A 21,375-nucleotide genomic window follows, 5' to 3' on the forward strand; every position below is an offset into this window, starting at 1 on the left:
AAACCTCTTTCACATGAAGAGCCGTTAGCGTGGCTGTTTATGTGGAAAGAGGTTTTTTTTATATACAACGATTAGGTCAATAAGCCATTAGCGCCGAAAAGGAAAAATCCCCTGCTGCTGCGCACGATACTTACGGTATCCGGCGTAACTTAACGTCGCCACAATGACCGAACTGATGAGCAAACCAGCTGCCCTGCGATCAGGGCCCTGTACAAACGGTACGAAGGCACTCTCGTCCTTCTCCCGACCAAATAACTGGTTCACCAGTTCCTCACCATGGCCCACCATGCTTTTTAACTGAGCCAGATCTGGCTGCTTTGCAGTGGTAAGCCCCTTGGTATGAGATAACCAGGCGTCCATCTGAGCAATTTCATACGGTTCACGGCGAATCATTGCGGCAGGACGAATCGTCTCATAATGCTCCTCCAGAACAACGTAACGGTTAGCCAGAACAGCCGCAGTTTGACCCTGATTTGTAGCATCGGATAAAGCGTCCAGATCATTTTTCACGATTTTATAATACTGAAGCCATAAAGGCTTGGTTGGATTCGCGAGACTATCTGCTGCAAGTCTGAGTTTGGCAGAGGACTGCTGAAGAGAAGCATCGTCATTTTTCACCTTCACAACCGCTTGTTTCACTTCAACTATAGTCTCGGACAAGGCGTGAATGCCCTCCACTGTCGTTTGTCCCTCAAAGGAGATATGCTCCAGACTTTTACTGATGCGCAGAATGCTTCCTCGTACTTCTTCAATATTATTCTCGAGCGCCTGACGATACAAAACGGCTGCTTCTTCATTCAGCTGTGCAATTGAATTGCTTGTGGACACTTGCTGATCTGAATTCGAATTCAATCCTTCACTTTGCGCGGATACACGATATGCTAAGTTCGTCCAAAGCAGCAGAGCCATGAACGATACCACCAATAAGCCAGTTTTGAACCTGAACGTTCTCTTCATGGACATCCCTCCCACCATCAATGTATGGCGGGGCACAGTTCCTTAGAACAAGCTCAAGATCGGATATCAGGTTCGTTTCGCTTGTCTGAGCGCAAGCCATGCACACAGAATACTCACCAGCGTCAGTCCGAATGTGAAATTACGCACACCATCTACATGATCGTAGAGGGAGGCGGGTAACCAAGGGTAAATATCATATGTATAATCCATCGTATCGTTCAACAGCGTCCAGAGACCTGCAACGACAAGAGCAGCCCAGCGGAAACCGAAAAACCGTACATATATAAGAGCTTCAATAGCCATCGCACTATGCGAAGCAATCAACATCCAGTCTTGCCAGTGCTGTGTGCCACCCTGCATCCAGCCAGCGAAAATAATAGAAACGGCCCACACGCCATATTTCACAGATGTGACCACGGCAAGCGCCTGAATTACATGTCCGATCTGTTTAATGATGATAGACCGTGGTGGGTATAAGATCCATAGCAATCCTAAGGTGAAAAACAAACTCGCCGTTGGACTATCCGGCACAAATATGACCTGCCACACCGGCTGTTCAGCCAGCGTCATTTTCATTTGCTCTCCGTACCAGATGTATCCGTATACCGTTCCTACTGCATTACACCAAAACAAAAGCCACAGAAAATAACGATTGGTCAGAAATTCCCTACTCCAGAAAAACGATAAAGCCACGCTCCCTGCCCCTTCCTTCTTCACATGTTATGCACGATAACGTGCTGCCCCAAAAACACTTCAAAAAACCTGACCGCATAAACGATCAGGTTTCATTGGTTATTTCGATTTTACTGTTCTGCTTTCTGTTTCGCAAGCCATTCGGCCAGATGATTAATTTCTTCATCCGTAACACCTTGAGCGATGGCATTATTGTACTGAGGAGGCATCTCGTTGTAGCCTTCTTTGATAATGGTGAGAATCTCTTCCTGACTGTGCTTGTCACCCACACCCCGAAGTGAAGGTCCACTTGCGCCCTTCATATCAGCCGCATGGCAGCCAATACACCCAGCCTTCTTGTACGTTTCCATTGCAGGGTCATCCTGTTCCACGATGGCCACTTCCTGTTGCTGTCCAGGTGCATTGGAAACTGGTGGAAGCCCCTGTTCATGCCTCTCCAGCGCTTCTTCCTCACGCTGAATGTGCTCAGGCTTCTGTCCACTTGCTTCCAACTCATGCTCGTAATGCGTCCACGCTACATTCGTCAGGTAAAATACAGCAATGACCGACAAAATCATCAACGATGAAGCAATGGGACGTTTATAGAAACGTCGCTCCTTGCCTGTGTCCAGGAACGGTGCAAGCAGTAAAGCTCCGAAAGCGACTCCACTGACTCCCAGTACCCCGAGCAGGACGTAATCGCCTGATGCGTATGGATACTTCAAATACTGATACAGAAAAAGGAAGTACCAGTCCGGCATGGGAATAACGGATGCGCTTGGATTGGCCGGATATCCCAAAGGTGCAGGTTCTGAGATCGTGAGAACCAAAATCCCTACCAATACAACGACACCAACCATCCATTCTTTCAGCAGGAAGTTGGGAATAAAGGCTTCTGATTTGCCGGGATACGCCGTGTAATCAGGAGGGGTTATAAATCCCGCCCCTTTACGTACGCGTGAATCACCGACAAAGATAACCTTTTCCTCATCATCCTTCTTATGTCCGTGAGCCATTGCGATTCCTCCCTTCTCAGTTTATAGTGGTCCCGAAATGCCCTGTCTGCGGATCATGATAAAGTGTCCGACCAGAAGCACCAGAAGCACCGCGGGGAGGAAGAATACGTGCAGGGCAAAGAATCGGGTTAGTGTCTGTGCACCGACAATCGTACCGCCTTGCAGGAATTCTTTAATGATTGGTCCCAGCCAAGGAACCGTATTGGCAATCTCCAGTGTTACTTTTGTTGCAAAATAGGCTTTGTTGTCCCATGGTAGCAAGTACCCTGTCAGCCCCAGGCCCAGCATGACGAAAAAGATCAGCATGCCGACAACCCAGTTCATTTCTCGCGGTGCCTTGTAAGAGCCTGTAAAGAACACACGCATCGTATGTAAGAACATCATTACGATAACCAGACTGGCTCCCCAGTGGTGCATGCCGCGAACAATTTGGCCGAAGGCTACTTTGGTTTGCAGGTACTCCACACTTGCGTAGGCATTGATAATATCAGGTACGTAATACATGGTCAGGAACATGCCTGACAGAATCTGAATAACAGTAATAAAGAACGTCAATCCACCAAAGCAGTACACGAATGCGGAAAAGTGATGAGCCGGATTTACATGCTCTGGAACTTCATGATCCGCAACGTCCCGCCAGATTGGCGTGATGTCAAGACGCTCGTCAATCCAGTCATAGACATTTTTAAACATCTGCGTTCACGCCTCCTAATTCACTCGGGTGTTCGGAACAATGTCGCCCAGATATACCCAACCCTGCTCTTCCTTGATTACGTACTCATCCAGCGGTTTGGGGGCTACGGCAAGATTCTTCCCTTCCTTGTCATAGTGCGCGCCATGGCAGGGGCAATGATACTCTTCAGGATAACTTTTGTCACTATTCCAGCCCACTGTACATCCCAGATGTTTACAAATAGGTGAGAGCGCATAAATTTTACCCTGCTCGTCTTTGCGAATCCACGCCACTAACGATGCATTACTCAGATACCAACCATCCTGTTGTTGAAGTTCAAAGGTGAATTCTTGAGGCTCATTCGTAATTTTACTGATTTCAGCTACTTTTACAGAGGTGCCTTCTCCCTTATGCTGCAAAATCGGGTCCACCGCAAAACGGACCATGGGAAGGATTGCACCGGCGGCCATGTAGGCTGTAGCTCCACCAAGCGTGTACGTCAAAAACTGCCTGCGTGACATCTCCATGCGGCTTGGCAATTTCAATGAAGCTTCGTGCTGGTCATGCTCACTGCTCATACTGTCTCCAACCCCCTTTTTCAGCCAACTCTCTCAAACGTTTTCATTTTCAGAAATTCCACGACTTACTAGAACATACATAATCATATAGTAGCCCTAGAACACCGTCAAGAATTTGTCACACATTTTTAAGGTTCAATTGTAAGCGTTATTAAAAAAGTGTTGTAAAATTGTCACATTTGTCACGCGAAACTCATTTTTTCCACAACTCTCGTATTTTCTCCCCGACAAATCTCGCAATTCCCTCTTCTCCAACTTCACGCGTTAACGCTGACCGACTCAAAACTAAATCAGCAGATGCAATTTCCATACCATCAAACTGACCATCTGATGACATAATAACCACATATTTGAATCCTGAAGATTTAAGCTGTGCGGACAAGGAATTTAATGTCATTGACATTTCAGAATTAGCATAATGAAAGGCTGGATACGTCATAATTCTCCCTTTGAAAGGAATCTCTACCATATCCAGAAAATCTCTCAGCCGCTCCAGTGCTTCGGTAGCTTCAACTGGCGACTGCTCACCGCTAAGAGCCGTGTATGGAATAAGGCATGTATCCAGATAGAGTTGCAGTTCAGCCCAGCTGTCTTGAGTCATCTCACTGAATTTCAATTCCCTATATCCCCTTTCTATCCATTTTATTCCCATATTATATATGAGCATATCTTATAAATCCAGACATTCATTTTGGAATTACACATAGCAAAAAAGGAAACACGCATCTGCGCATTCCCTTTTATATCAGAAAAGATGTATTGTGCCCATCAGTTTATCGTCCTCAGTTCATCCGTCAGACTCCGGAAAGCTACTTCGTCTCCGGTAGCTAACGCTTTATCGATTTCCAAATAGAGCTTTTCGCTGCGCTGTTTGCGAAGCGCTTCGTCCCACACCATCTCAGCTGCCAGCCCCAACATGACTTCATACGTAACTTTCATTTTATCCAATAGGATGCACCTCCAAAACGGATTTAAGAGCTCCTATATTCTTTTCCTTTGGTAACATAACCCAGTGAAGTTCTGGACATTCGCTCGAGATCGGCATCAGTCAGCTCACGTATCACTTTGGCAGGTGTCCCCAAGGCCAGAGTATAGGGCGGAATTTTACTATTCTCAGTAACAACTGAACCGGCCCCAATCAGCGTATATTCGCCAATGTCGGCTCCATTCAACAGAATGGCTCCCATGCCGATTAATGATCCTGTTCCAATACGACAACCATGAATGATCGCTGAATGTCCTACCGAAACATCGTCTCCCAAAATCAAAGGTTGATCTGTGTTGACATGCCCTACAGCATTATCTTGAATATTACAGCGCTTTCCAATGATTATGGGAGCCAAATCGGCTCGTAGGACTGCATTGAACCAGACGGAAGATTCTTCTCCCATTCTCAAATCACCGATCAGTTTTGCACCTTCAGCCATATATACTGAAGGGTGTAACTGAGGTTGTAGACCTTTGTATGGAATTATCATTGATATCACTCCTTAATTTGGGAGTGATTTTAGCAACTTGTCCTTCACTTGTCAAACATAATAGGTGTAACGTCTCCGGAGATGGAACGACAGGATGCAGCAAGACGTGTGCCCCAGGCTGTCATTTGTACAGTCCGGCCTTCCTCATGTTCCCCGATGCGGACCATGCCAAGATGCAACATCATTTTAACAATTCTGTTATCATAGATGGCCTCGGCCGTATCGTAATAGAACGGCTGAATGAATGGACCGATCTGACCAAACAGCGATTCGGCAGTTGACCATTCCGAGGCACATTCGCCTGTCCAATACACAATAGAGGACAGATTGGGAATAGCACCTTTATACAATCTTAACCAAAACCTAAATAGCTGTATCATTTCGGCTGTTTTCTCAGCCCCTAGCTTGTCTTCACCAGCTGGTGATAACCTCAGCGTACCTTGCTCCTCGCGAACCAGCCGATGGTGAAATGCGTAGTCGTATAGAAGCGCGAAACGATCCGGGTAATCCTTGAACGAACGGCCATATCCGAATCTCCAACCGGCTTTGCCCACCAATTCCTCACTGATGTGCAGATGCTCCATAATCTGCTGTTGGGAACGACGATACATCATGCCTTCAGCGTTAAGGGCAATTTCATGCTGCTGGACAAACTGCAGGAACAATTTGAGATCATCCGCTAAGAGATGGTACTCATCCCGATACATGGGCGGTTCCGTCGTTTTGGTAATCCCAGCTCGCAAATGTGTGGATAACACATCCCTAAACCTTAATTTCAGATCCTGAGGTACCTGATACAGATATCTGGTCTGCTGCGTCGTCCCATTGAACAACCATCCGCTCTTATTGAAGCGAACGATGAGGTCACGTGGACTGGCTCCAGCCTCACTCTCCTTTTTGTCCATCGATTGACGGGCTATGGCAACGAGTTCTTCCATACCATAGTACTGGCGAGGATCAAACAACAAGTTGTTCAAGAAGCGCTGATCTGCTTGATTCAGTTGACGTACCTGCTGCTCAAAAAAGGGTCTGCTGCCCAATGTAGTGAGAATACTCTGGATGAGTTCATGTTTGGAGTTGGGCTTGCATTCACATTGGTAATAGTCTGCTATTCGATTAAGCTGGCCAATATCGGCAAAAGTAAGCATATCCGCTAGATTCATGGGTCCATCGCCTCGCCCGTTAACTACTTCGACTGCTGACTCGGAGCCTGAAATAGTTTGGTTTTGTAAACATCGTTGACGGAATTCCCACAATCTAAACCTCTTTTTGGAAATCTTTTATGTTTGAATCCATTTCATAATATCTTTAGTGAGTTATGAAATTAATTCGTTAATCATACTATGCCTCAAGTTGGTCAATCAGAAGAAAAATGAGAGGTTTGAAATCATATAAAGTCTTTCTTTCCCCATAAAACGCAAAAAAACAACCCAAGTTGGATTACTCAGGTTGTTTCGCTGTGTCCAAAGACAGATGTCGTGTGCAATTATATAACAGCGGACTCCAGTCATCACGTTCCTTTTCCAGGATCGTCAGCGACAGGTTTCCAATGCGTTCCGTATACCGATCTTTATACAAGGCCGTTAACAGGTTGGCTAGAAAAGCTCCATGAGTGACAATGAGTACGTTCTGGTCAGGATAGGCAGACCATAGATCTTCCAGAAACGCCAGTGCACGAATTTGGATATCCGCTATCTGCTCCTGTCCCAGATCGAGCGTCTCCCAGGCTTCGCCCCAACGGGCAACCCGTTCTTCTGAAGTCAGACCTTCAATCTGACCAAAAGCCCTTTCTTTCAACCGTGCGTCCGGTTCAAGCAAGGGTACATTCAACAGTTTAGAGATAATCTCCCCTGTTTCCTGTGCCCGCGATAATCCACTTGTGATGATATAGTCCCATTGGTATTCTTCCGTCAGCAGACGTCTTCCCAGGCGTTCTGCCTGTTCACGTCCTTCGCCATTCAAAGGTATATCAGTCTGCCCCTGGATACGGCCCGCCGCATTCCAGTCTGTAAGACCGTGACGAATAAGCCCGATTCGCACTTACATCCCTCATTTCTCCACACGGCGAACGAAAGGTTATTACCTATGCACGCGCACCTTGTTGTTTACGTTTATTCGTTGTTCGATGCATACGTCCAAGAGAAATTAAAGCCATCCCTATTGCTAGTAAAGACAGGGCCATCCAATACTGAGGATAAGCAGGTCCCATGCTCACAACAAAAGGTTCAATGATGCTTCCTCTGTCCGCTCCAGTCATGTTGTACTGATATAATCCAGAAGACGATGGTCCACTTCCGGCAACCCCTGTCTCCAGAATACCCGTAGCAACAACCTTGGTTTGCTCAGCTTCTGATACGTCTGGCTTAAACATTGCCATGTACAGAAAGCTGCATAAAAAAATAGCCAGGAACGCGGCAATCCACAAAGACATATGTTTGCGGATCGCAGCAGAGAAACGATTAACCTTTGCCTCTTCCGGCAATAGCCATGGAGACTCCGCATAGATCCGGTCCATAACGTTACGGTTGACTCTCTCTGCCTGTTGTTCTGTCACTGGAACCGGGATGCTGTGCAGCAAGATCTGGGCTTCTTCCCAGACCTCAAACTGCTCGGAGCACTCTTCACAACCAGCGAGATGAGCCTGAAATGCAATCCGCTGAGGATGAGCTTCCGGCAAGTCCCAGACCAGTGCAAACAGTTCCTGGGCTTCATTGCAATTCATCGGTTCTTCATCCCTTCATATGGCTCGTACACCGGTTCGAAGAAATAAGGTTCCAATTGAGTTTTCACGCTTGATCTTGCTCTGAATAATAGCGATTTCACAGAACTGACGCTCTGCCCAAGAATATTCGCAATCTCCTGGTAGTCTAGTTGATCATACTCGCGGAGTATAATCGCAGAACGCTGCTTTTCTGGCAAATTGTTAATCGCATCCCTAACCAGCATCACCCGCTCGCTGCGTAGAACAGCATACTCCGGTGCATTCTCCGAAGGAGCAACGGGAACGATCCCGCTCTCTTCAAGTGGGACATTTCCGCTGCGCTGTTTGCGAAGCTCACTCAATACCGTATTTCTCGCAATGGTATATAACCAGGTTGAGAATGAGGCATCCACCTCACGGAAAGAGTGCAGACTGCGGAACGCCTTATAGAAAGTCTCAGAACAGAGATCTTCCGCAAGCAGCTCCATATTGGAACTTTTCAACATATGATATACGAAAGCCAGTATTTTACGCTGATAACGACTCATCAGCTCGGAATATAACTCCAGGTTACCTTCCTTGATCTCTCGAATCAACTGGGAATCCGTCATTTGAGTGCGACCCCTCCTCGCCCATCCATGTGCTTCTCCCCGTTCGACTCTATCCATATATTACCGAACAGGCACAAAAAAGTTGCGGTTTTCACCGCATATAAACAGCGTTCAGCGCCATAACTGGCCTTCCCGCCAAATTCCCCTATGTAATGGCAATTTCCCCAACGTTTCTACATTAACAGTATTTATTGTACAACGGTCTGCATCATCCTGGCAAATCCATTGCTATCCACAGAAACCCGACCTGTCATTCATATGCGGTCATTTTCACGTTCATGACTTCTTTTTGGACCTTTTTGACAAGCCTTTTGTATATAGACGAACGAAGTTCTGAAAAGGTTACAAAAATGTGACTTTTTTTTGATCTAAGGTATCCTGACAGATTAAGGAGGGTGATGTATATAGAGGATGTAAATCTTAATATACTGGTAACGGACCACTAACTTTTTAAGACAAAAAAAAGACCGCTTACATAAGCGGCCATTGCTCACTTGGAGCAATACAGTTATTGGATAGGAGTGGAGAGAAACCATACTGTACTCTTATTATATGTATACGTTTTCATTTTGTCAACACTTTAAGTAAAATTGTTTGAGTTAATTATATCTTTCGGTAATTCAGGATAATACATCCTTTTTTTCTGTGACTGAAAATCAAATAACAACTCCAATATAACCTACAAAAAAGAGGGCTTTCGCCCTCTTTCTCGTCTTATATCCACACCTGATAGCCTAAGGAATCCAATAACATCTTGGCTCGTTCCAAATCTTCTTCCTGACGGAAGGACAGACGCATAATGCCTGGCACATCCACCCGGTTCTCGATAATCTCCAAGTTGCTCAAGTTGATGTCATTGGCCCCAAGTTCAGTTGCGATCTTACCAATCATACCAGGTGCATCCTGGACATCGGTATACAGGTCAAATAACGGCGAAATCATGCCTTTGCGTCGTTCTGGCAATACACTGCGGAACTCGCGGGCCTGACGGAATGCTTCCTCAATGGCTTCACCATTCTTATGCTCCAGCATATCCGTGAAGGCCGTCATTTGGCTGTTCCAGTCCTTAAGTAAGCCCAGCAGTACATCCCGGTTGCTAAGCAAGATATCTCTCCATACAATGGCGTCACTGGATGCAATCCGGGTGATATCCCGGAAACCGCCTGCAGCCAGCATTTTATACAGCGGATTCGACTCATTATATTCACGCACCTGATTTACCAACGCAACAGCAATAACATGTGGCAGATGACTAATCGCCCCCACAATGTCATCGTGCAGCAAAGGCTCCACACGTACGATCTGTGCCCGCGTATACGCGAGCAGCTCAGACAACCTGCTGTACGCTTCCTCAGGCACATGTTCTGAAGGGGTCAAGACGTAGTATGCATTCTCAAACAACACGGCTGAGGCCGCATCAACGCCTGCACGCTCCGATCCTGCCATAGGATGACCACCGATGAAATAAGCGTCAGTCAACCGCACATGCTCGGCACAAGCGGCAATGGAAGCCTTAGTGCTTCCTACGTCCGTGATAATACATCCTTTTTTCAATGGCAGCTTGGAGAGCTGATCGAAATAGGATTCAAGCAAACCTACGGGAACGCACAAAAAAATAAAGTCGGCATCCTCTACCGCTTCTTCTAGAGAGAGCGTAGCATTATCCACTACACCGCTCGCTATGTACTTGTCCTTCAGTTCATCCAAATGGGCGTAGCCCATCACGGTTACACCTGGCTTGCCTTTGAAGCAGAGCGCAAGTGAACCGCCGATGAGTCCTACACCGATCATTGCAATTTTTAGTTTCATGGGTCCTCACTCTTTCATCGCCAGAATTAAGGGCGTGTTACCGCCTTCTCAGCCAGCGTGTTCTCCAGTGCCGTGACAAATGCACGGTTCTGTTCTGATGTTCCGACGGACACACGAATGTATGTTGGATATACGTGGAATCCTGGGCGAACGATAATGCCTTGTTTGAGCAAGGATTGGAACGCCGTTGCGGAAGGCATTTTCAGATCAACCATAATAAAGTTACCCTGAGAAGGGAAATACGACAATCCCAACCGGGTAAATTCATTTTGCAGGAAATCCCGATCCGTTGCATTCCGCTTCGAGCACTCTTGAACAAACTCCTGATCGAGCAGTGCTGCCGTTGCTGCGACCTGTCCAAATCGCGAAGTGTTAAATGGCTCACGTACACGGTTAATCAAATCAATAATTTCGGGACGTGCAATTCCGTATCCGATCCGGAGCGAAGCCAAACCGTAAATTTTGGAGAATGTCCGCAGAATGACCAGGTTCGGATACCGTTCGATCAATGATACGCTTTGCGGATATGCTTCATCGGTTACGAATTCATAATACGCTTCGTCCAGTATGACCATCACATGAGCAGGCACGCGGTCCATAAAGGCCGTAAGTTCCTGCTCGGAGATAATCGTACCTGTTGGATTATTTGGATTACACACCCATACTGCTTTGGTTTTGTCATTAATTTGCGCAAGCATCGCGCTCAGATCATGCGTTCCATCTTTCAGAGGCACTTCGATGGTAACGGCACCCTCAATATCTGCATTACTTTTGTATACGGAGAAGGTCTGATCTGCCATGATGGTCTCGTCACCCGGCAAGAAGAAAGCTCTGGTGATCAGAGCAATAATCTCGTCGGAACCGCAACCAAATATTAGATTGTTCCGTTCCACGCCAAGATGGCTAGCAAGAACTCCCGTCAACTCAACCGAGCTACCGTCTGGGTATATGCTTATGTTTGTCATTTCTCTCGTAATGGCTTCCAGAGCGGCAGGAGAACTGCCGTACGGATTTTCGTTGGAGGCCAGCTTGATGACTTGATCAAGCCCCAGTTCACGTTTCACTTCTTCAATCGGTTTGCCCGGCTGGTACACAGGCAGATTGACAATCTGGGATTTCGGTTTCAACCCGACCGCCTCCTGTTATTAAAATAATGTTGGACACAAATCAGCGTGTACCTCACGTGTCCAAAGGATGTACTTTCAGGACATCCCTATCCCTTTAATTGTGCCACAAAGTTACGAATTTGCAACAGTCCTGCTGCACGCGTATCCGGATTTTCAAGCAGAGGAATCGCATCTTCCACTTGACGAACGATAGCACTACCGACAACAACGCCATCGCAGATGCGGGAGAAATGTGCAACCTGCTCATGACTGGAGATACCGAAACCTACCGCTACAGGGAGGTCTGTCAGACTTTTCACCGTCTCAATGAAGCTTTCTACCCCATCAAAGAAAGAAGCTCTCTCTCCGGTTACCCCAAGGGAAGATACACAATAGATAAAGCCGCTCGCTCCCGTCACAATCCGTTCTATCCGTGCATTAGATGTAGGTGCAACGAGCGGCACCAGATGTACACCGGCACGATTTGCACGTTGTCGCATCTCTTCCGCTTCCTCAATAGGCAGGTCCGGAATGATCATGCCACTAATATCATGTTTGACCAATTCTTCAAAGAACACATCCAGTCCTGTCTGCAACACCGGATTATAATAGGTGAACAGTACAAATGGCAGTTTCACACCTGCCTTACGAGCTTTTGCAGCGGTTTCCATAACAGTACGAATCGTAATCTGGCTTTTCAGCGCACGTTCGGAAGCACGCTGAATGACTGGGCCATCCGCAAGCGGATCAGAATAGGGAACACCCAGTTCCAAAATATCCGCTCCAGCCTGTTCAAGCTCCTTGATGATGTCGATCGTTGTGTCTACATCCGGGTCTCCCACGGTTAAGAATGGAATAAGTGCCGTGCGATTCTGTTCCTTCAATTGCTGGAAGGTCTGGTCCATTAGATTCATGCCAAGTCGCCTCCCGTGTATTTCATGATGGATTCAACATCCTTGTCCCCACGTCCCGACAGACAGATGACCACAATATCGTCTGCTGTGAGTTCAGGCGCCAGTTTGATAACTTGGGCGACCGCATGTGCAGACTCCAGAGCAGGAATGATTCCTTCTGTTCGACATAGCAATTGCAGGGCATCCAGTGCTTCCTGATCCGTGATTGGTACATATTTTGCCCGTTCAATATCCTTAAGATAGGAATGCTCCGGACCAACACCCGGATAATCAAGCCCGGCCGAGATGGAATGTGCTGGCTGAACCTGTCCATACTCATCCTGCAACAGGTAACTCATAGATCCCTGGAATACACCATGCGTGCCTTTGGTCATCGTCGCAGCGTGATACTCGGTTTCGACCCCTTTGCCTGCGGCTTCAACACCAACAAGCTTCACATCCTGGTCACCGATAAATGGATAGAACATCCCGATCGCATTACTTCCTCCACCAACAGCGGCTACAATCACATCCGGCAGACGTCCTTCGATCTCCTGAATCTGACGACGGGTTTCATCACCAATCACACGTTGGAAATTCCGCACCATCATCGGATATGGATGAGGACCAACCACGGATCCGAGCACATAAAACGTATCCTCCACATTGCTGACCCAGTAGCGAAGTGCTTCATTACCAGCATCCTTCAGTGTCCGTGTTCCGGACGTCACTGGAATCACTTCTGCTCCGAGCAGCTTCATCCGAAATACGTTTAACTGCTGACGCTCTGTATCTTCTTCACCCATAAATACTTTACATTCCAGTCCGAGCAATGCGGCTACTGTCGCCGTTGCAACGCCATGTTGGCCTGCACCCGTTTCGGCAATGACTTTCTTTTTGCCCATCCGTTTCGCAAGTAAACCTTGTCCAATGGCGTTATTAATTTTGTGCGCACCTGTATGATTCAGATCTTCACGTTTCAGATAAATTTTCGGTCCGCCCAATCGGCGTGATAATTGCTCTGCATGATACAATGGCGTTTCACGTCCAGAATACTCGCTCAGCAGATAGTTCAGTTCCTTGTTAAATTCCTCGTCTTCAGAAAAGTGGCTATATGCCTCTTCCAACTCTATGAGTGCGTTCATTAGTGTCTCAGGTACAAAGCGGCCTCCGAAGTGACCGAAACGCCCATGTTGATCCGGCAATTGATGTGTCATGCCTGCTTCACCCTTTCTACGAATGCTGTAATTTTGGCAATATCCTTCACACCTTCAGTCTCCACGCCGCTGGATACATCGACGCCGAAAGGTGCATATGTCTGTATCAGTTGTTGTACATTGTCCGGCTGCAAACCTCCTGCAACGAACAGAGAGATTCCATGACTGTTCGCCCAATCGGCATAGGCAGGAATACGCTCCCAGGCAAACGTTTTGCCGGAGCCCCCTCCATATAGAGGATCATAGGTATCAAGCAATATCGCATCCACGAATTTATCGTAGGCATCAAGAGCCCTTATGGCTGCATCATCAGCTTCCGGACCCGTTTCATCTTTGGGAAAAGAAAAAGCCTTGAATACTTCGGCATTCCACCGCTGCTTCACCTGCTGACAAAATTCCACAGTCTCCTGTCCATGCAGTTGAATAACATCGAGGTGAGCAACCTCCATAATGTGTTCCAGCTCTTCGAGCGTAGGATTCACAAATACACCCGCAAGCTTCGGCCGTTCATAGGCCGACCATTCGAATAGTACCGTTCTTAATGCAGCAGCCTGCTCGGGTTCGATTCGGCGGCGTGATTTGGCAAAAACAACTCCAATGTAATCCACAGGCAAGTTTATCATCGATTTTAGCACTTCAACGTCCTGAAGTCCACATATTTTTACGGCCGCTGGCAGCGGGTTTCTCAGTTCTGACATACTGTCGCCTGTGCCATCGTGTATGGAAGTATTCATCATTTGGGTCCCATCAGATCATATACAGCTGCCTCGACATCATCCTTGCGCATGAGGTGCTCACCTACGAGAATACCGTGTACACCGGCTTGGATCAAAGGTACTGTTGATTCTGGTCCATCAATACCACTTTCGCTGATTAAGGTGACACCACTTGGAATCAATTCCATCAAATCCAGTGTCGTGTTTAGACTGGTTTCGAATGTTTTCAAATTACGATTGTTGATACCCACAAGGGTTGCCTGCGGAATTTCCAATACCTGCTCCAGCTCTGTCCGATCGTGGACTTCAATCAAGGCGTCCAACCCCAAACTTTTGGCAAATTCCAGATATTGACGAATCTGTTCTGGTGTCAGAATGCTGGCAATCAGCAATATCGCATCCGCACCCAGTAATCTTGCCTCTGCAATCTGTCGTTCATCTATAATAAAATCCTTGCGCAATAGCGGAATGTTCACTGCTTGATGGATAGCCTGCAAATACTCGTTGCTCCCTTGAAAATACGATACATCCGTTAATACGGAGATGCAGTCTGCACCCGCTCGTTCATAAGCCGCAGCAATCTCTACCGGATGAAAATCCGGACGGATCAATCCTTTGGAAGGGGAAGCCTTCTTCACTTCAGCAATAAGACCGAGTTTGCGATTGCGTCTGGTCGATAATGCTTGTTCAAACCCCCGGGTTGCGGGTAATTGTTCGATTTTTTGGATAGCCTCATCCATGTTAAATGTTTGTGCCAGAACTTCAACTTCTTTATGTTTGGTTGCAACGATTCGATCAAGATACATGACTGTACGCCTCCGTTGTATGAATTAACTGTTCAAGCTTCCCGGCAGCTTTGCCCGAATCTACCGCTTCTGCGGCAAGTGTCACCCCTTCAGCAATGCTATCTGCAAGACCGGACACATAGATGCACGCTCCGGCGTTCAACAGAACGACATCACGGTATGCACTTTGCTCACCCTGGAAGATCCTCTTAATAATTTCGGCATTCTGTGCTGCATCTCCTCCAAGTACCGCTTCGAGCGGATGCAGAGACAAGCCCATATCACGTGGATCAATATTATAGGTGTGCACTTGACCATTGCGAAGTTCAGATACCTGAGTTGGCGCCGAGATACTGATTTCATCCAGACCATCATGGCTGGCCACGACCAAAGCTCTTTTGAGACCCAGACGATTCAGTACTTCAGCAATCATTGGCGTCCGGGAACGATCATACAGGCCAAGCAATTGGCGATCTGCTCCTGCAGGGTTGGTTAAAGGTCCGAGCATGTTGAAAATAGTACGAACACCCAGCTCCTTTCTTGGTCCTGCCGCATGTCGCATGGAAGGGTGATATACCTGGGCAAAACAGAAACAGATTCCGATATCATCCAGACATTGTCTGGCCTGCTCACCGTTCAGATGGATATTTACACCGAGTGCCTCTAATACATCTGCACTACCCGCTTTGCCTGAAGCTGAACGGTTGCCATGTTTGGCGACCCGAACCGAGACGGCCGAAGCAATGATCGCGGATGCTGTGGAAATGTTGAATTTGTAAATACCCGATCCACCTGTTCCACACGTGTCCAGCAAGCCGCTGCCATCCGTGAGGATTCGTCCGCCTTGACCACGCATGGCTTCAGCAAAACCGGTGATCTCATCCACCGTTTCCCCCTTCATCCGCAGCGCCATCAGCAAACCTCCGATTTGAGCCGGCGTTGCCTCACCTCTCATGATCGAGTACATCAAATCTCGTGCTTCGGCTTGCTCCAGATGACCGCCCTCCAAAATCTTCGCCAGGCCATTTTTCATGCCTTCCTCACGAGTAATCTCAGCAATAGGGGTTACAAGGTTCTCATTCATTATTGGGTTTATGTTCATCTCCGGTCTCTCCTCTCTCAGTTCTTAGCGGCTGCTGGTGTGACAAAGTAGTCTGCATTCGCCAGTCTCAACGTGTTGTCCTTGTCTTTGGCAGGAAACATGGCTTCTGCTGTTCGAATCGCCTTGAGCAATGCTTTGGCTTTATTAACCGTTTCTTCATATTCATTCTCAGGTACAGAATCCCATACGATTCCCGCTCCGGCCTGTACATATGCTTTTCCTTTTTTGAAAATAATCGTACGAATCGTAATACAGGAGTCCATGTTACCCGAGAAACCGAGGTATCCGATTGCTCCTGCATAGGCACCACGAGCCTCTTTCTCCAGTTCCGCGATAATTTCCATTGCACGCAGTTTCGGTGCCCCGGATACGGTACCCGCTGGCAAGCACGAGAGGAATGCATCAAAGAAATCCTTGTCTTCTCTAAGCTCGCCCGTAACGTTGGACACCATGTGCATAACGTGAGAATAACGTTCAATCTCCATGAACATGTCACACTTCACACTGCCGAAGCTGGATACCCGGCCCAGATCGTTACGACCCAGATCAACCAGCATCAGATGCTCCGCACGTTCCTTCTCATCCTGGAGTAGATCCGCAGCGAGTGCACGATCTTCCGCTTCTGTCGCCCCTCTTGGACGTGTGCCTGCAATCGGTCGTGTCTCCACACGATTGCCGTCCACCTTGACCAGAGCTTCTGGCGAAGTTCCAACGATAATCTCATCATCCATTTTGAGGTAGTACATGTAAGGAGATGGATTCAGCGTCCGAAGCACACGATATACGTGAAGTGGAGAAACTTCCGTATCAATGTGGAAACGCTGGGATAATACCACTTGAAAAATATCACCTGCGCGAATGTAATCTTTGGCTTGCTCCACATTGCCGATAAACTGCTCCTTCGTGAGATTGGAGCGGATATCCCCCAGCTCTACATCTCCCGGAATAGAGCGCGGATTCAGGTTCTCCCCTGGTCCTTGCTGCTGCAAACGTTCTGCGGCCTGCTCCAGCTTCTCTGAAGTCACTGCATACGCTTGACGTATCTCTTCATCCGTTGCGCCGTCTTTGAGGTGTACATTACCGACCAGCAGCATTTGCTGCTTCACATGGTCAAACACGATAATCTGGTCACAGAACATAAAGCGAATGTCATCCATATTCAGGTCATCCAGCGCGTGAGCTGGAAGCTTCTCATAATAGGACAGCAGATCGTATCCAAAGAACCCAATTGCCCCACCTGTGAATGGTGGCAGTTCATCATCTTTCGGGCTGCGGTACTTACGCAGCAATGCTTTCAGTTCTTCAATCGGTTTGCCTGGCAATTCACGGGTCTTCCCTGCTTCTTCTACAACAATCCGGCCCTTCTTGGCCGAAATCATCAGGAACGGATCTGTACCGATGAACGAGTATCTCGCCCATTGAATACCACCCTCTACACTTTCCAACAGGAATGCCCGGTCGTTGTCAGCATAACGGCGGAATATTCGAATCGGAGTCTCCATATCTGCCAGAATCCGTTTGACTACCGGAATCAGATTATACTCATTCGACATTTTCAGTACTTGATTAACGTTTGGCGTTATCATTAGATCACGTCCTTTCAGATTTAGGTAAGTTCAACTAAAGATTGTTTCCACTAGCACTTCGATGACAGAACAACCTTCCGATCACTGTTATCCCCAGATTTTTTTGATTCCCTTTCTAAAGGGAAAATCCGGTGATAGCGTTGCTTCCGATGTAGCTTTCTTTCAGAAAGCTTTTAGGCGAACGCTTCGCTTCTTCACGTTATTTCTGTCCTCTTCGTTTTTGTGTAAAAGTTTAGTTGAACTTATAGGTGTAGAAGAAATAATTCAATATACAATGAAAAAACCTCTACCATCTGGTAGAGGTTTGGTTATAAGCTGTATTTAACAGGTTGATGCTTCATAAATAACAAGTCCCTATACTTCGCTGTCGGATTATTCACAGGTCGCTGAATTGATGCATCTCACATCATCTAATTCGGGAAAATATATCAGTTATAACACTTCAATTACTCATTCCAATATTTCATCAAATATGGGAAAGTATATTGATCGTGTTGAACCAAAATATATCAAAACAAAAGATGTCATAAGACAATTTTGTTTTCCCTGTTCCTGTTACCTATTCCGTAGCACGACGTACCGTGAATCAGTTGACCGGTTTCTGTTGCCCCGGTTACCACCCACTGGACTCTGCTATATACTCCACTAGCTCAGCTGCTCTCAGCTCAATCTCTACTCTACTCAACTGGTTCTCACTATACATCATTATGATCGGTTTGACAACCCACTTGCTTAAGAGCCAGAAGGTGCTGCCAAATCCGGACGTAATGCCTGTGCACCGTTCAGATACACATGGTTGATTTCATTCTGACCTTTGTTCGTGTTCACATGCACCATGAAACGAATGCATTGCGCCAAGGCACCTTTAACCGGAACCTCCAGTGCACACATTAGTGGTACCAGTTCCCAACCATCCAGTTGGCGAATAGCTTTTGCCGGGAAAGCAGCATCCAGATCCCCGGTTAATGTAATCCACACACTGCAGATATCTTCCGGTTGGATCTCATTGCGATCTACGATCTCCTGCAACAATACAGCCGTTTCCTTCAAAATCTGTTCTTCGTTGTTCTGCGTGACTGTTGTAGCCCCGCGAATTCCCCGTGTGACCATTGCTGTTATTCTCCCTTCCTGAGCATTTCAATGACGTCCCGAACTGCCGACACAGGTACGTCCTTCACAATTCTTGCAGCCCCAATCCGATCAGGAATGATGAACACCATATGACCTTCACGGAACTTTTTGTCGTGCATCATCGCTTCCATTAGTGCATCCGTGTCCAGATGCGCAGGCATCGTTGTCGGAAGGCGAAGTGAGCGCAGCATGCGGACAGTATCTTCATAGAGCCCTGCTGGTGCACCAAGCTTCTCACCAAGCAGTGCTGATCCAGCCATACCAATCGAGATTGCTTCTCCGTGCAGGAATTCTCCGTAGCCAGCAATCGCTTCAATGGCATGACCAATCGTATGTCCCAAGTTCAAGAGCGCACGCTCTCCATTTTCACGTTCGTCTCTGGATACAATCTCTGCCTTAATACCACATCCACGCTCCAAACCGTATCCCAGTGCTTCCGGATTAAGCGCAAGCAACTCTTCCGCATGCTCCTCACACCAATGTGCAAAAGCCTCATCACGGATCAGTCCGTGCTTCAGCATCTCTGACAAACCTGCCGAAACATCTCGTGGCGGCAAGGATTGAAGTGTATCCACATCGTAGAGTACAAGTTCGGGCTGGTGGAATGCACCGATCATATTTTTGGCCAGCGGATGATTGACAGCTACTTTGCCGCCCACACTACTGTCATGCGCCAAAATCGTTGTAGGTACTTGAACAAACTTGATTCCACGCATATATGTAGCGGCTACAAAGCCAGCCAGATCACCTACGACACCTCCACCTAGGGCCAGAATCGCAGAACTCCGATCCAGTTTGCCTTCGATAGCGACAGTCATCATATCCTGGTATACCGAAAGGGATTTCGATGTTTCACCTGAGGGCACAACCGCCGATACGACTGTATAACCAGCCGTACGCAGCGTTTGCTCCAAACCTGACAAGTATTTGGGAGCCACATTTTCGTCTGTAATGATGAGTAACGGGCTTTTCTTGGTCAAGCCATATTGCTCAAAATATTGAGGGGCTTGCGCCAAGAGGCCGCTACCAATCAGAATCGGATATGAGCGTTCCTCCAGCTGTACCGTCAGCTGACGCATATTAGTAATTCTCCAGTTGAGCGTTATAGCTGGCAACGTTCGCACGGATCTCTTCCATGGAATCCCCGCCGAACTTCTCCAGGAATGCTTTGGCAATTTCCCATGCTACGACATGCTCCATAACCACACTCGCTGCGGGTACAGCACAAGCGTCTGAGCGCTCAACCTGAGCCGTAAATGCTTCTTTCGTATCAATATCGACACTTTGCAGTGGCTTATACAACGTTGGGATTGGCTTCATCACACCACGTACAACCACTGGCATCCCGTTCGTCATACCACCTTCGAATCCACCCAGACGGTTGGTTGCACGGTGGTAGCCGCGCTCATCCGTATGCATGATTTCATCATGTACCTGTGATCCACGAATGACTCCGGCTTCGAATCCGATACCAATTTCTACACCTTTGAATGCATTAATGGACATTACGCCTTGTGCGATTCGTGCGTCCAGCTTGCGATCGTATTGAACATAACTTCCCAAACCAACAGGTACGCCTTCAACGATACATTCCACTATTCCTCCGATGGAATCGCCTTCTTGTTTGATCTGGTCGATGTAGGCTTCCATCTTCTTCTCTGTCTCAGCATCTGTGACACGTACTGAGGAAGCTTCTGTCACTGCAATAAGTTCATCAATCGGAAGGTCCTGATAAGGAGCTTCAATCTCTCCAATCCGAAGTACACGCCCAGCTACCTTGATTCCGAATTCAGCCAGGAACTGACGTGCAATGGCACCACATGCCACACGTACCGTTGTCTCACGCGCACTGGAGCGCTCCAATACGTTACGCAAGTCTTTGAGATTATACTTGAGTCCACCGTTCAGATCGGCGTGTCCGGGACGCGGACGATGAACGCGACGTTTCTCTTCGTCACTGCCTTCAATTGGCTCAATATTCATAATGTTCTGCCAATGTTTCCAGTCGTTATTTTGAACAACCAGCGCTACTGGAGCACCTGTTGTATATCCATGACGGATACCACCAACGAAATTGGCCTGATCCTTCTCGATCTGCATCCGGCGTCCACGACCATATCCCTTTTGGCGGCGGTGAAGCTGGAAATTCAGTTCTTCAAAGTCAATCGTCAAATTACTTGGCAATCCTTCAATAATAGCGGTCAATTGGGGTCCGTGCGTCTCCCCTGCGGTTAAATAGCGTAAACTCATAATACGTTCCCCCTTTAAACTGTTAAACTTCACATTGCTAAAATCCCATAATTTCTTTGCTTATTATAGTATAGCTGACCCGCTTTGACAAGAA

23 protein-coding genes are annotated in these 21,375 nt (G+C 47.3%); all 23 read right to left on the reverse strand.

Features of this window, described 5'->3' with window-relative positions:
- Positions 1–87 precede the first annotated feature (87 nt).
- On the reverse strand, positions 88–957 hold the full coding sequence (locus OM416_RS04605; protein ID WP_264927436.1) for a sporulation protein YpjB: 870 nt from the start codon (positions 955–957) through the stop codon (positions 88–90).
- 66 nt (positions 958–1,023) lie between these two features.
- Positions 1,024–1,650 carry a DUF1405 domain-containing protein gene (locus OM416_RS04610; RefSeq protein ID WP_264927438.1) on the reverse strand — a complete coding sequence of 209 codons (627 nt, stop codon included), beginning with the start codon at positions 1,648–1,650 and terminating at the stop codon, positions 1,024–1,026.
- A gap of 110 nt (positions 1,651–1,760) precedes the next feature.
- Positions 1,761–2,645, reverse strand: coding sequence for a menaquinol-cytochrome c reductase cytochrome b/c subunit (locus tag OM416_RS04615; protein WP_264927440.1), 885 nt, complete (start codon positions 2,643–2,645; stop codon positions 1,761–1,763).
- 21 nt (positions 2,646–2,666) lie between these two features.
- Positions 2,667–3,338 carry a menaquinol-cytochrome c reductase cytochrome b subunit gene (gene qcrB, locus OM416_RS04620; protein WP_017687726.1) on the reverse strand — a complete coding sequence of 224 codons (672 nt, stop codon included), beginning with the start codon at positions 3,336–3,338 and terminating at the stop codon, positions 2,667–2,669.
- A 15-nt stretch (positions 3,339–3,353) separates the two neighbouring features.
- Positions 3,354–3,896 carry a ubiquinol-cytochrome c reductase iron-sulfur subunit gene (locus OM416_RS04625; protein WP_264927453.1) on the reverse strand — a complete coding sequence of 181 codons (543 nt, stop codon included), beginning with the start codon at positions 3,894–3,896 and terminating at the stop codon, positions 3,354–3,356.
- Between the two features lie 193 nt (positions 3,897–4,089).
- On the reverse strand, positions 4,090–4,512 hold the full coding sequence (locus tag OM416_RS04630; RefSeq protein ID WP_264927455.1) for a YpiF family protein: 423 nt from the start codon (positions 4,510–4,512) through the stop codon (positions 4,090–4,092).
- 152 nt (positions 4,513–4,664) lie between these two features.
- The gene (locus OM416_RS04635) at positions 4,665–4,844 is read right to left on the reverse strand and encodes an IDEAL domain-containing protein (protein WP_017687723.1); all 180 of its coding nucleotides are present in this window, start codon (positions 4,842–4,844) and stop codon (positions 4,665–4,667) included.
- A gap of 23 nt (positions 4,845–4,867) precedes the next feature.
- Positions 4,868–5,374, reverse strand: a complete 507-nt coding sequence (locus OM416_RS04640) for a gamma carbonic anhydrase family protein (RefSeq protein ID WP_264927457.1) — start codon at positions 5,372–5,374, stop codon at positions 4,868–4,870.
- A gap of 44 nt (positions 5,375–5,418) precedes the next feature.
- Positions 5,419–6,537 carry a hypothetical protein gene (locus tag OM416_RS04645; RefSeq protein WP_264927459.1) on the reverse strand — a complete coding sequence of 373 codons (1,119 nt, stop codon included), beginning with the start codon at positions 6,535–6,537 and terminating at the stop codon, positions 5,419–5,421.
- 277 nt (positions 6,538–6,814) lie between these two features.
- Positions 6,815–7,414, reverse strand: a complete 600-nt coding sequence (locus OM416_RS04650; RefSeq protein ID WP_264927461.1) for a histidine phosphatase family protein — start codon at positions 7,412–7,414, stop codon at positions 6,815–6,817.
- A 43-nt stretch (positions 7,415–7,457) separates the two neighbouring features.
- Positions 7,458–8,096: an anti-sigma factor family protein gene (locus OM416_RS04655; RefSeq protein WP_264927463.1), complete on the reverse strand. Its 639-nt coding sequence runs from the start codon at positions 8,094–8,096 to the stop codon at positions 7,458–7,460.
- Positions 8,093–8,686, reverse strand: a complete 594-nt coding sequence (locus OM416_RS04660; protein WP_062835180.1) for an RNA polymerase sigma factor — start codon at positions 8,684–8,686, stop codon at positions 8,093–8,095. The genes OM416_RS04655 and OM416_RS04660 overlap by 4 nt, the downstream gene beginning before the upstream one ends.
- 714 nt (positions 8,687–9,400) lie before the next feature.
- Complete coding sequence (locus OM416_RS04665) at positions 9,401–10,495, reverse strand: prephenate dehydrogenase (protein ID WP_264927465.1); 1,095 nt, start codon at positions 10,493–10,495, stop codon at positions 9,401–9,403.
- Between the two features lie 26 nt (positions 10,496–10,521).
- Complete coding sequence (hisC, locus tag OM416_RS04670; protein WP_264927467.1) at positions 10,522–11,622, reverse strand: histidinol-phosphate transaminase; 1,101 nt, start codon at positions 11,620–11,622, stop codon at positions 10,522–10,524.
- Between the two features lie 86 nt (positions 11,623–11,708).
- A complete protein-coding gene (trpA, locus tag OM416_RS04675) occupies positions 11,709–12,515 on the reverse strand; it encodes a tryptophan synthase subunit alpha (RefSeq protein ID WP_264927469.1) in 807 nt (268 codons plus the stop codon).
- Positions 12,512–13,711: a tryptophan synthase subunit beta gene (gene trpB / locus OM416_RS04680; protein WP_264927471.1), complete on the reverse strand. Its 1,200-nt coding sequence runs from the start codon at positions 13,709–13,711 to the stop codon at positions 12,512–12,514. The genes trpA and trpB overlap by 4 nt, the downstream gene beginning before the upstream one ends.
- Positions 13,708–14,409 (reverse strand): phosphoribosylanthranilate isomerase, encoded by a 702-nt coding sequence (locus tag OM416_RS04685; protein WP_264928810.1) that lies wholly within the window; start codon positions 14,407–14,409, stop codon positions 13,708–13,710. The genes trpB and OM416_RS04685 overlap by 4 nt, the downstream gene beginning before the upstream one ends.
- A gap of 35 nt (positions 14,410–14,444) precedes the next feature.
- The gene (gene trpC / locus OM416_RS04690; RefSeq protein WP_264927473.1) at positions 14,445–15,233 is read right to left on the reverse strand and encodes an indole-3-glycerol phosphate synthase TrpC; all 789 of its coding nucleotides are present in this window, start codon (positions 15,231–15,233) and stop codon (positions 14,445–14,447) included.
- Positions 15,223–16,263, reverse strand: a complete 1,041-nt coding sequence (gene trpD / locus OM416_RS04695) for an anthranilate phosphoribosyltransferase (RefSeq protein WP_264928811.1) — start codon at positions 16,261–16,263, stop codon at positions 15,223–15,225. The genes trpC and trpD overlap by 11 nt, the downstream gene beginning before the upstream one ends.
- 68 nt (positions 16,264–16,331) lie before the next feature.
- Positions 16,332–17,900: an anthranilate synthase component I gene (gene trpE, locus OM416_RS04700; protein ID WP_264927475.1), complete on the reverse strand. Its 1,569-nt coding sequence runs from the start codon at positions 17,898–17,900 to the stop codon at positions 16,332–16,334.
- Between the two features lie 732 nt (positions 17,901–18,632).
- Complete coding sequence (gene aroH, locus OM416_RS04705; protein ID WP_264927477.1) at positions 18,633–19,010, reverse strand: chorismate mutase; 378 nt, start codon at positions 19,008–19,010, stop codon at positions 18,633–18,635.
- A 5-nt stretch (positions 19,011–19,015) separates the two neighbouring features.
- Positions 19,016–20,110 carry a 3-dehydroquinate synthase gene (gene aroB / locus OM416_RS04710; protein ID WP_036607679.1) on the reverse strand — a complete coding sequence of 365 codons (1,095 nt, stop codon included), beginning with the start codon at positions 20,108–20,110 and terminating at the stop codon, positions 19,016–19,018.
- Position 20,111: 1 nt separating this feature from the next.
- Entirely contained in the window at positions 20,112–21,281 is a 1,170-nt protein-coding gene (gene aroC / locus OM416_RS04715; RefSeq protein WP_062835188.1) for a chorismate synthase, read from the reverse strand.
- Between the last annotated feature and the right edge of the window lie 94 nt (positions 21,282–21,375).

The organism is Paenibacillus sp. LS1, assembly GCF_026013365.1.
In the GTDB taxonomy this organism is placed as follows: domain Bacteria; phylum Bacillota; class Bacilli; order Paenibacillales; family Paenibacillaceae; genus Paenibacillus.

What these genes read in the sequence shown, in the direction of transcription:
- OM416_RS04625 (WP_264927453.1), bottom strand. Translation starts at nt 3,896, where the DNA reads ATGAGCAGTGAGCATGACCAGCACGAAGCTTCATTGAAATTGCCAAGC.
- trpB (WP_264927471.1), bottom strand. Translation starts at nt 13,711, where the DNA reads ATGACACATCAATTGCCGGATCAACATGGGCGTTTCGGTCACTTCGGA.
- OM416_RS04685 (WP_264928810.1), bottom strand. Translation starts at nt 14,409, where the DNA reads ATGTCAGAACTGAGAAACCCGCTGCCAGCGGCCGTAAAAATATGTGGA.
- OM416_RS04640 (WP_264927457.1), bottom strand. Translation starts at nt 5,374, where the DNA reads ATGATAATTCCATACAAAGGTCTACAACCTCAGTTACACCCTTCAGTA.
- trpC (WP_264927473.1), bottom strand. Translation starts at nt 15,233, where the DNA reads ATGTATCTTGATCGAATCGTTGCAACCAAACATAAAGAAGTTGAAGTT.
- aroC (WP_062835188.1), bottom strand. Translation starts at nt 21,281, where the DNA reads ATGAGTTTACGCTATTTAACCGCAGGGGAGACGCACGGACCCCAATTG.
- qcrB (WP_017687726.1), bottom strand. Translation starts at nt 3,338, where the DNA reads ATGTTTAAAAATGTCTATGACTGGATTGACGAGCGTCTTGACATCACG.
- aroB (WP_036607679.1), bottom strand. Translation starts at nt 20,110, where the DNA reads ATGCGTCAGCTGACGGTACAGCTGGAGGAACGCTCATATCCGATTCTG.
- trpA (WP_264927469.1), bottom strand. Translation starts at nt 12,515, where the DNA reads ATGAATCTAATGGACCAGACCTTCCAGCAATTGAAGGAACAGAATCGC.
- OM416_RS04655 (WP_264927463.1), bottom strand. Translation starts at nt 8,096, where the DNA reads ATGAATTGCAATGAAGCCCAGGAACTGTTTGCACTGGTCTGGGACTTG.
- aroH (WP_264927477.1), bottom strand. Translation starts at nt 19,010, where the DNA reads ATGGTCACACGGGGAATTCGCGGGGCTACAACAGTCACGCAGAACAAC.
- trpE (WP_264927475.1), bottom strand. Translation starts at nt 17,900, where the DNA reads ATGATAACGCCAAACGTTAATCAAGTACTGAAAATGTCGAATGAGTAT.
- OM416_RS04660 (WP_062835180.1), bottom strand. Translation starts at nt 8,686, where the DNA reads ATGACGGATTCCCAGTTGATTCGAGAGATCAAGGAAGGTAACCTGGAG.
- OM416_RS04615 (WP_264927440.1), bottom strand. Translation starts at nt 2,645, where the DNA reads ATGGCTCACGGACATAAGAAGGATGATGAGGAAAAGGTTATCTTTGTC.
- OM416_RS04645 (WP_264927459.1), bottom strand. Translation starts at nt 6,537, where the DNA reads ATGAATCTAGCGGATATGCTTACTTTTGCCGATATTGGCCAGCTTAAT.
- OM416_RS04665 (WP_264927465.1), bottom strand. Translation starts at nt 10,495, where the DNA reads ATGAAACTAAAAATTGCAATGATCGGTGTAGGACTCATCGGCGGTTCA.
- OM416_RS04605 (WP_264927436.1), bottom strand. Translation starts at nt 957, where the DNA reads ATGAAGAGAACGTTCAGGTTCAAAACTGGCTTATTGGTGGTATCGTTC.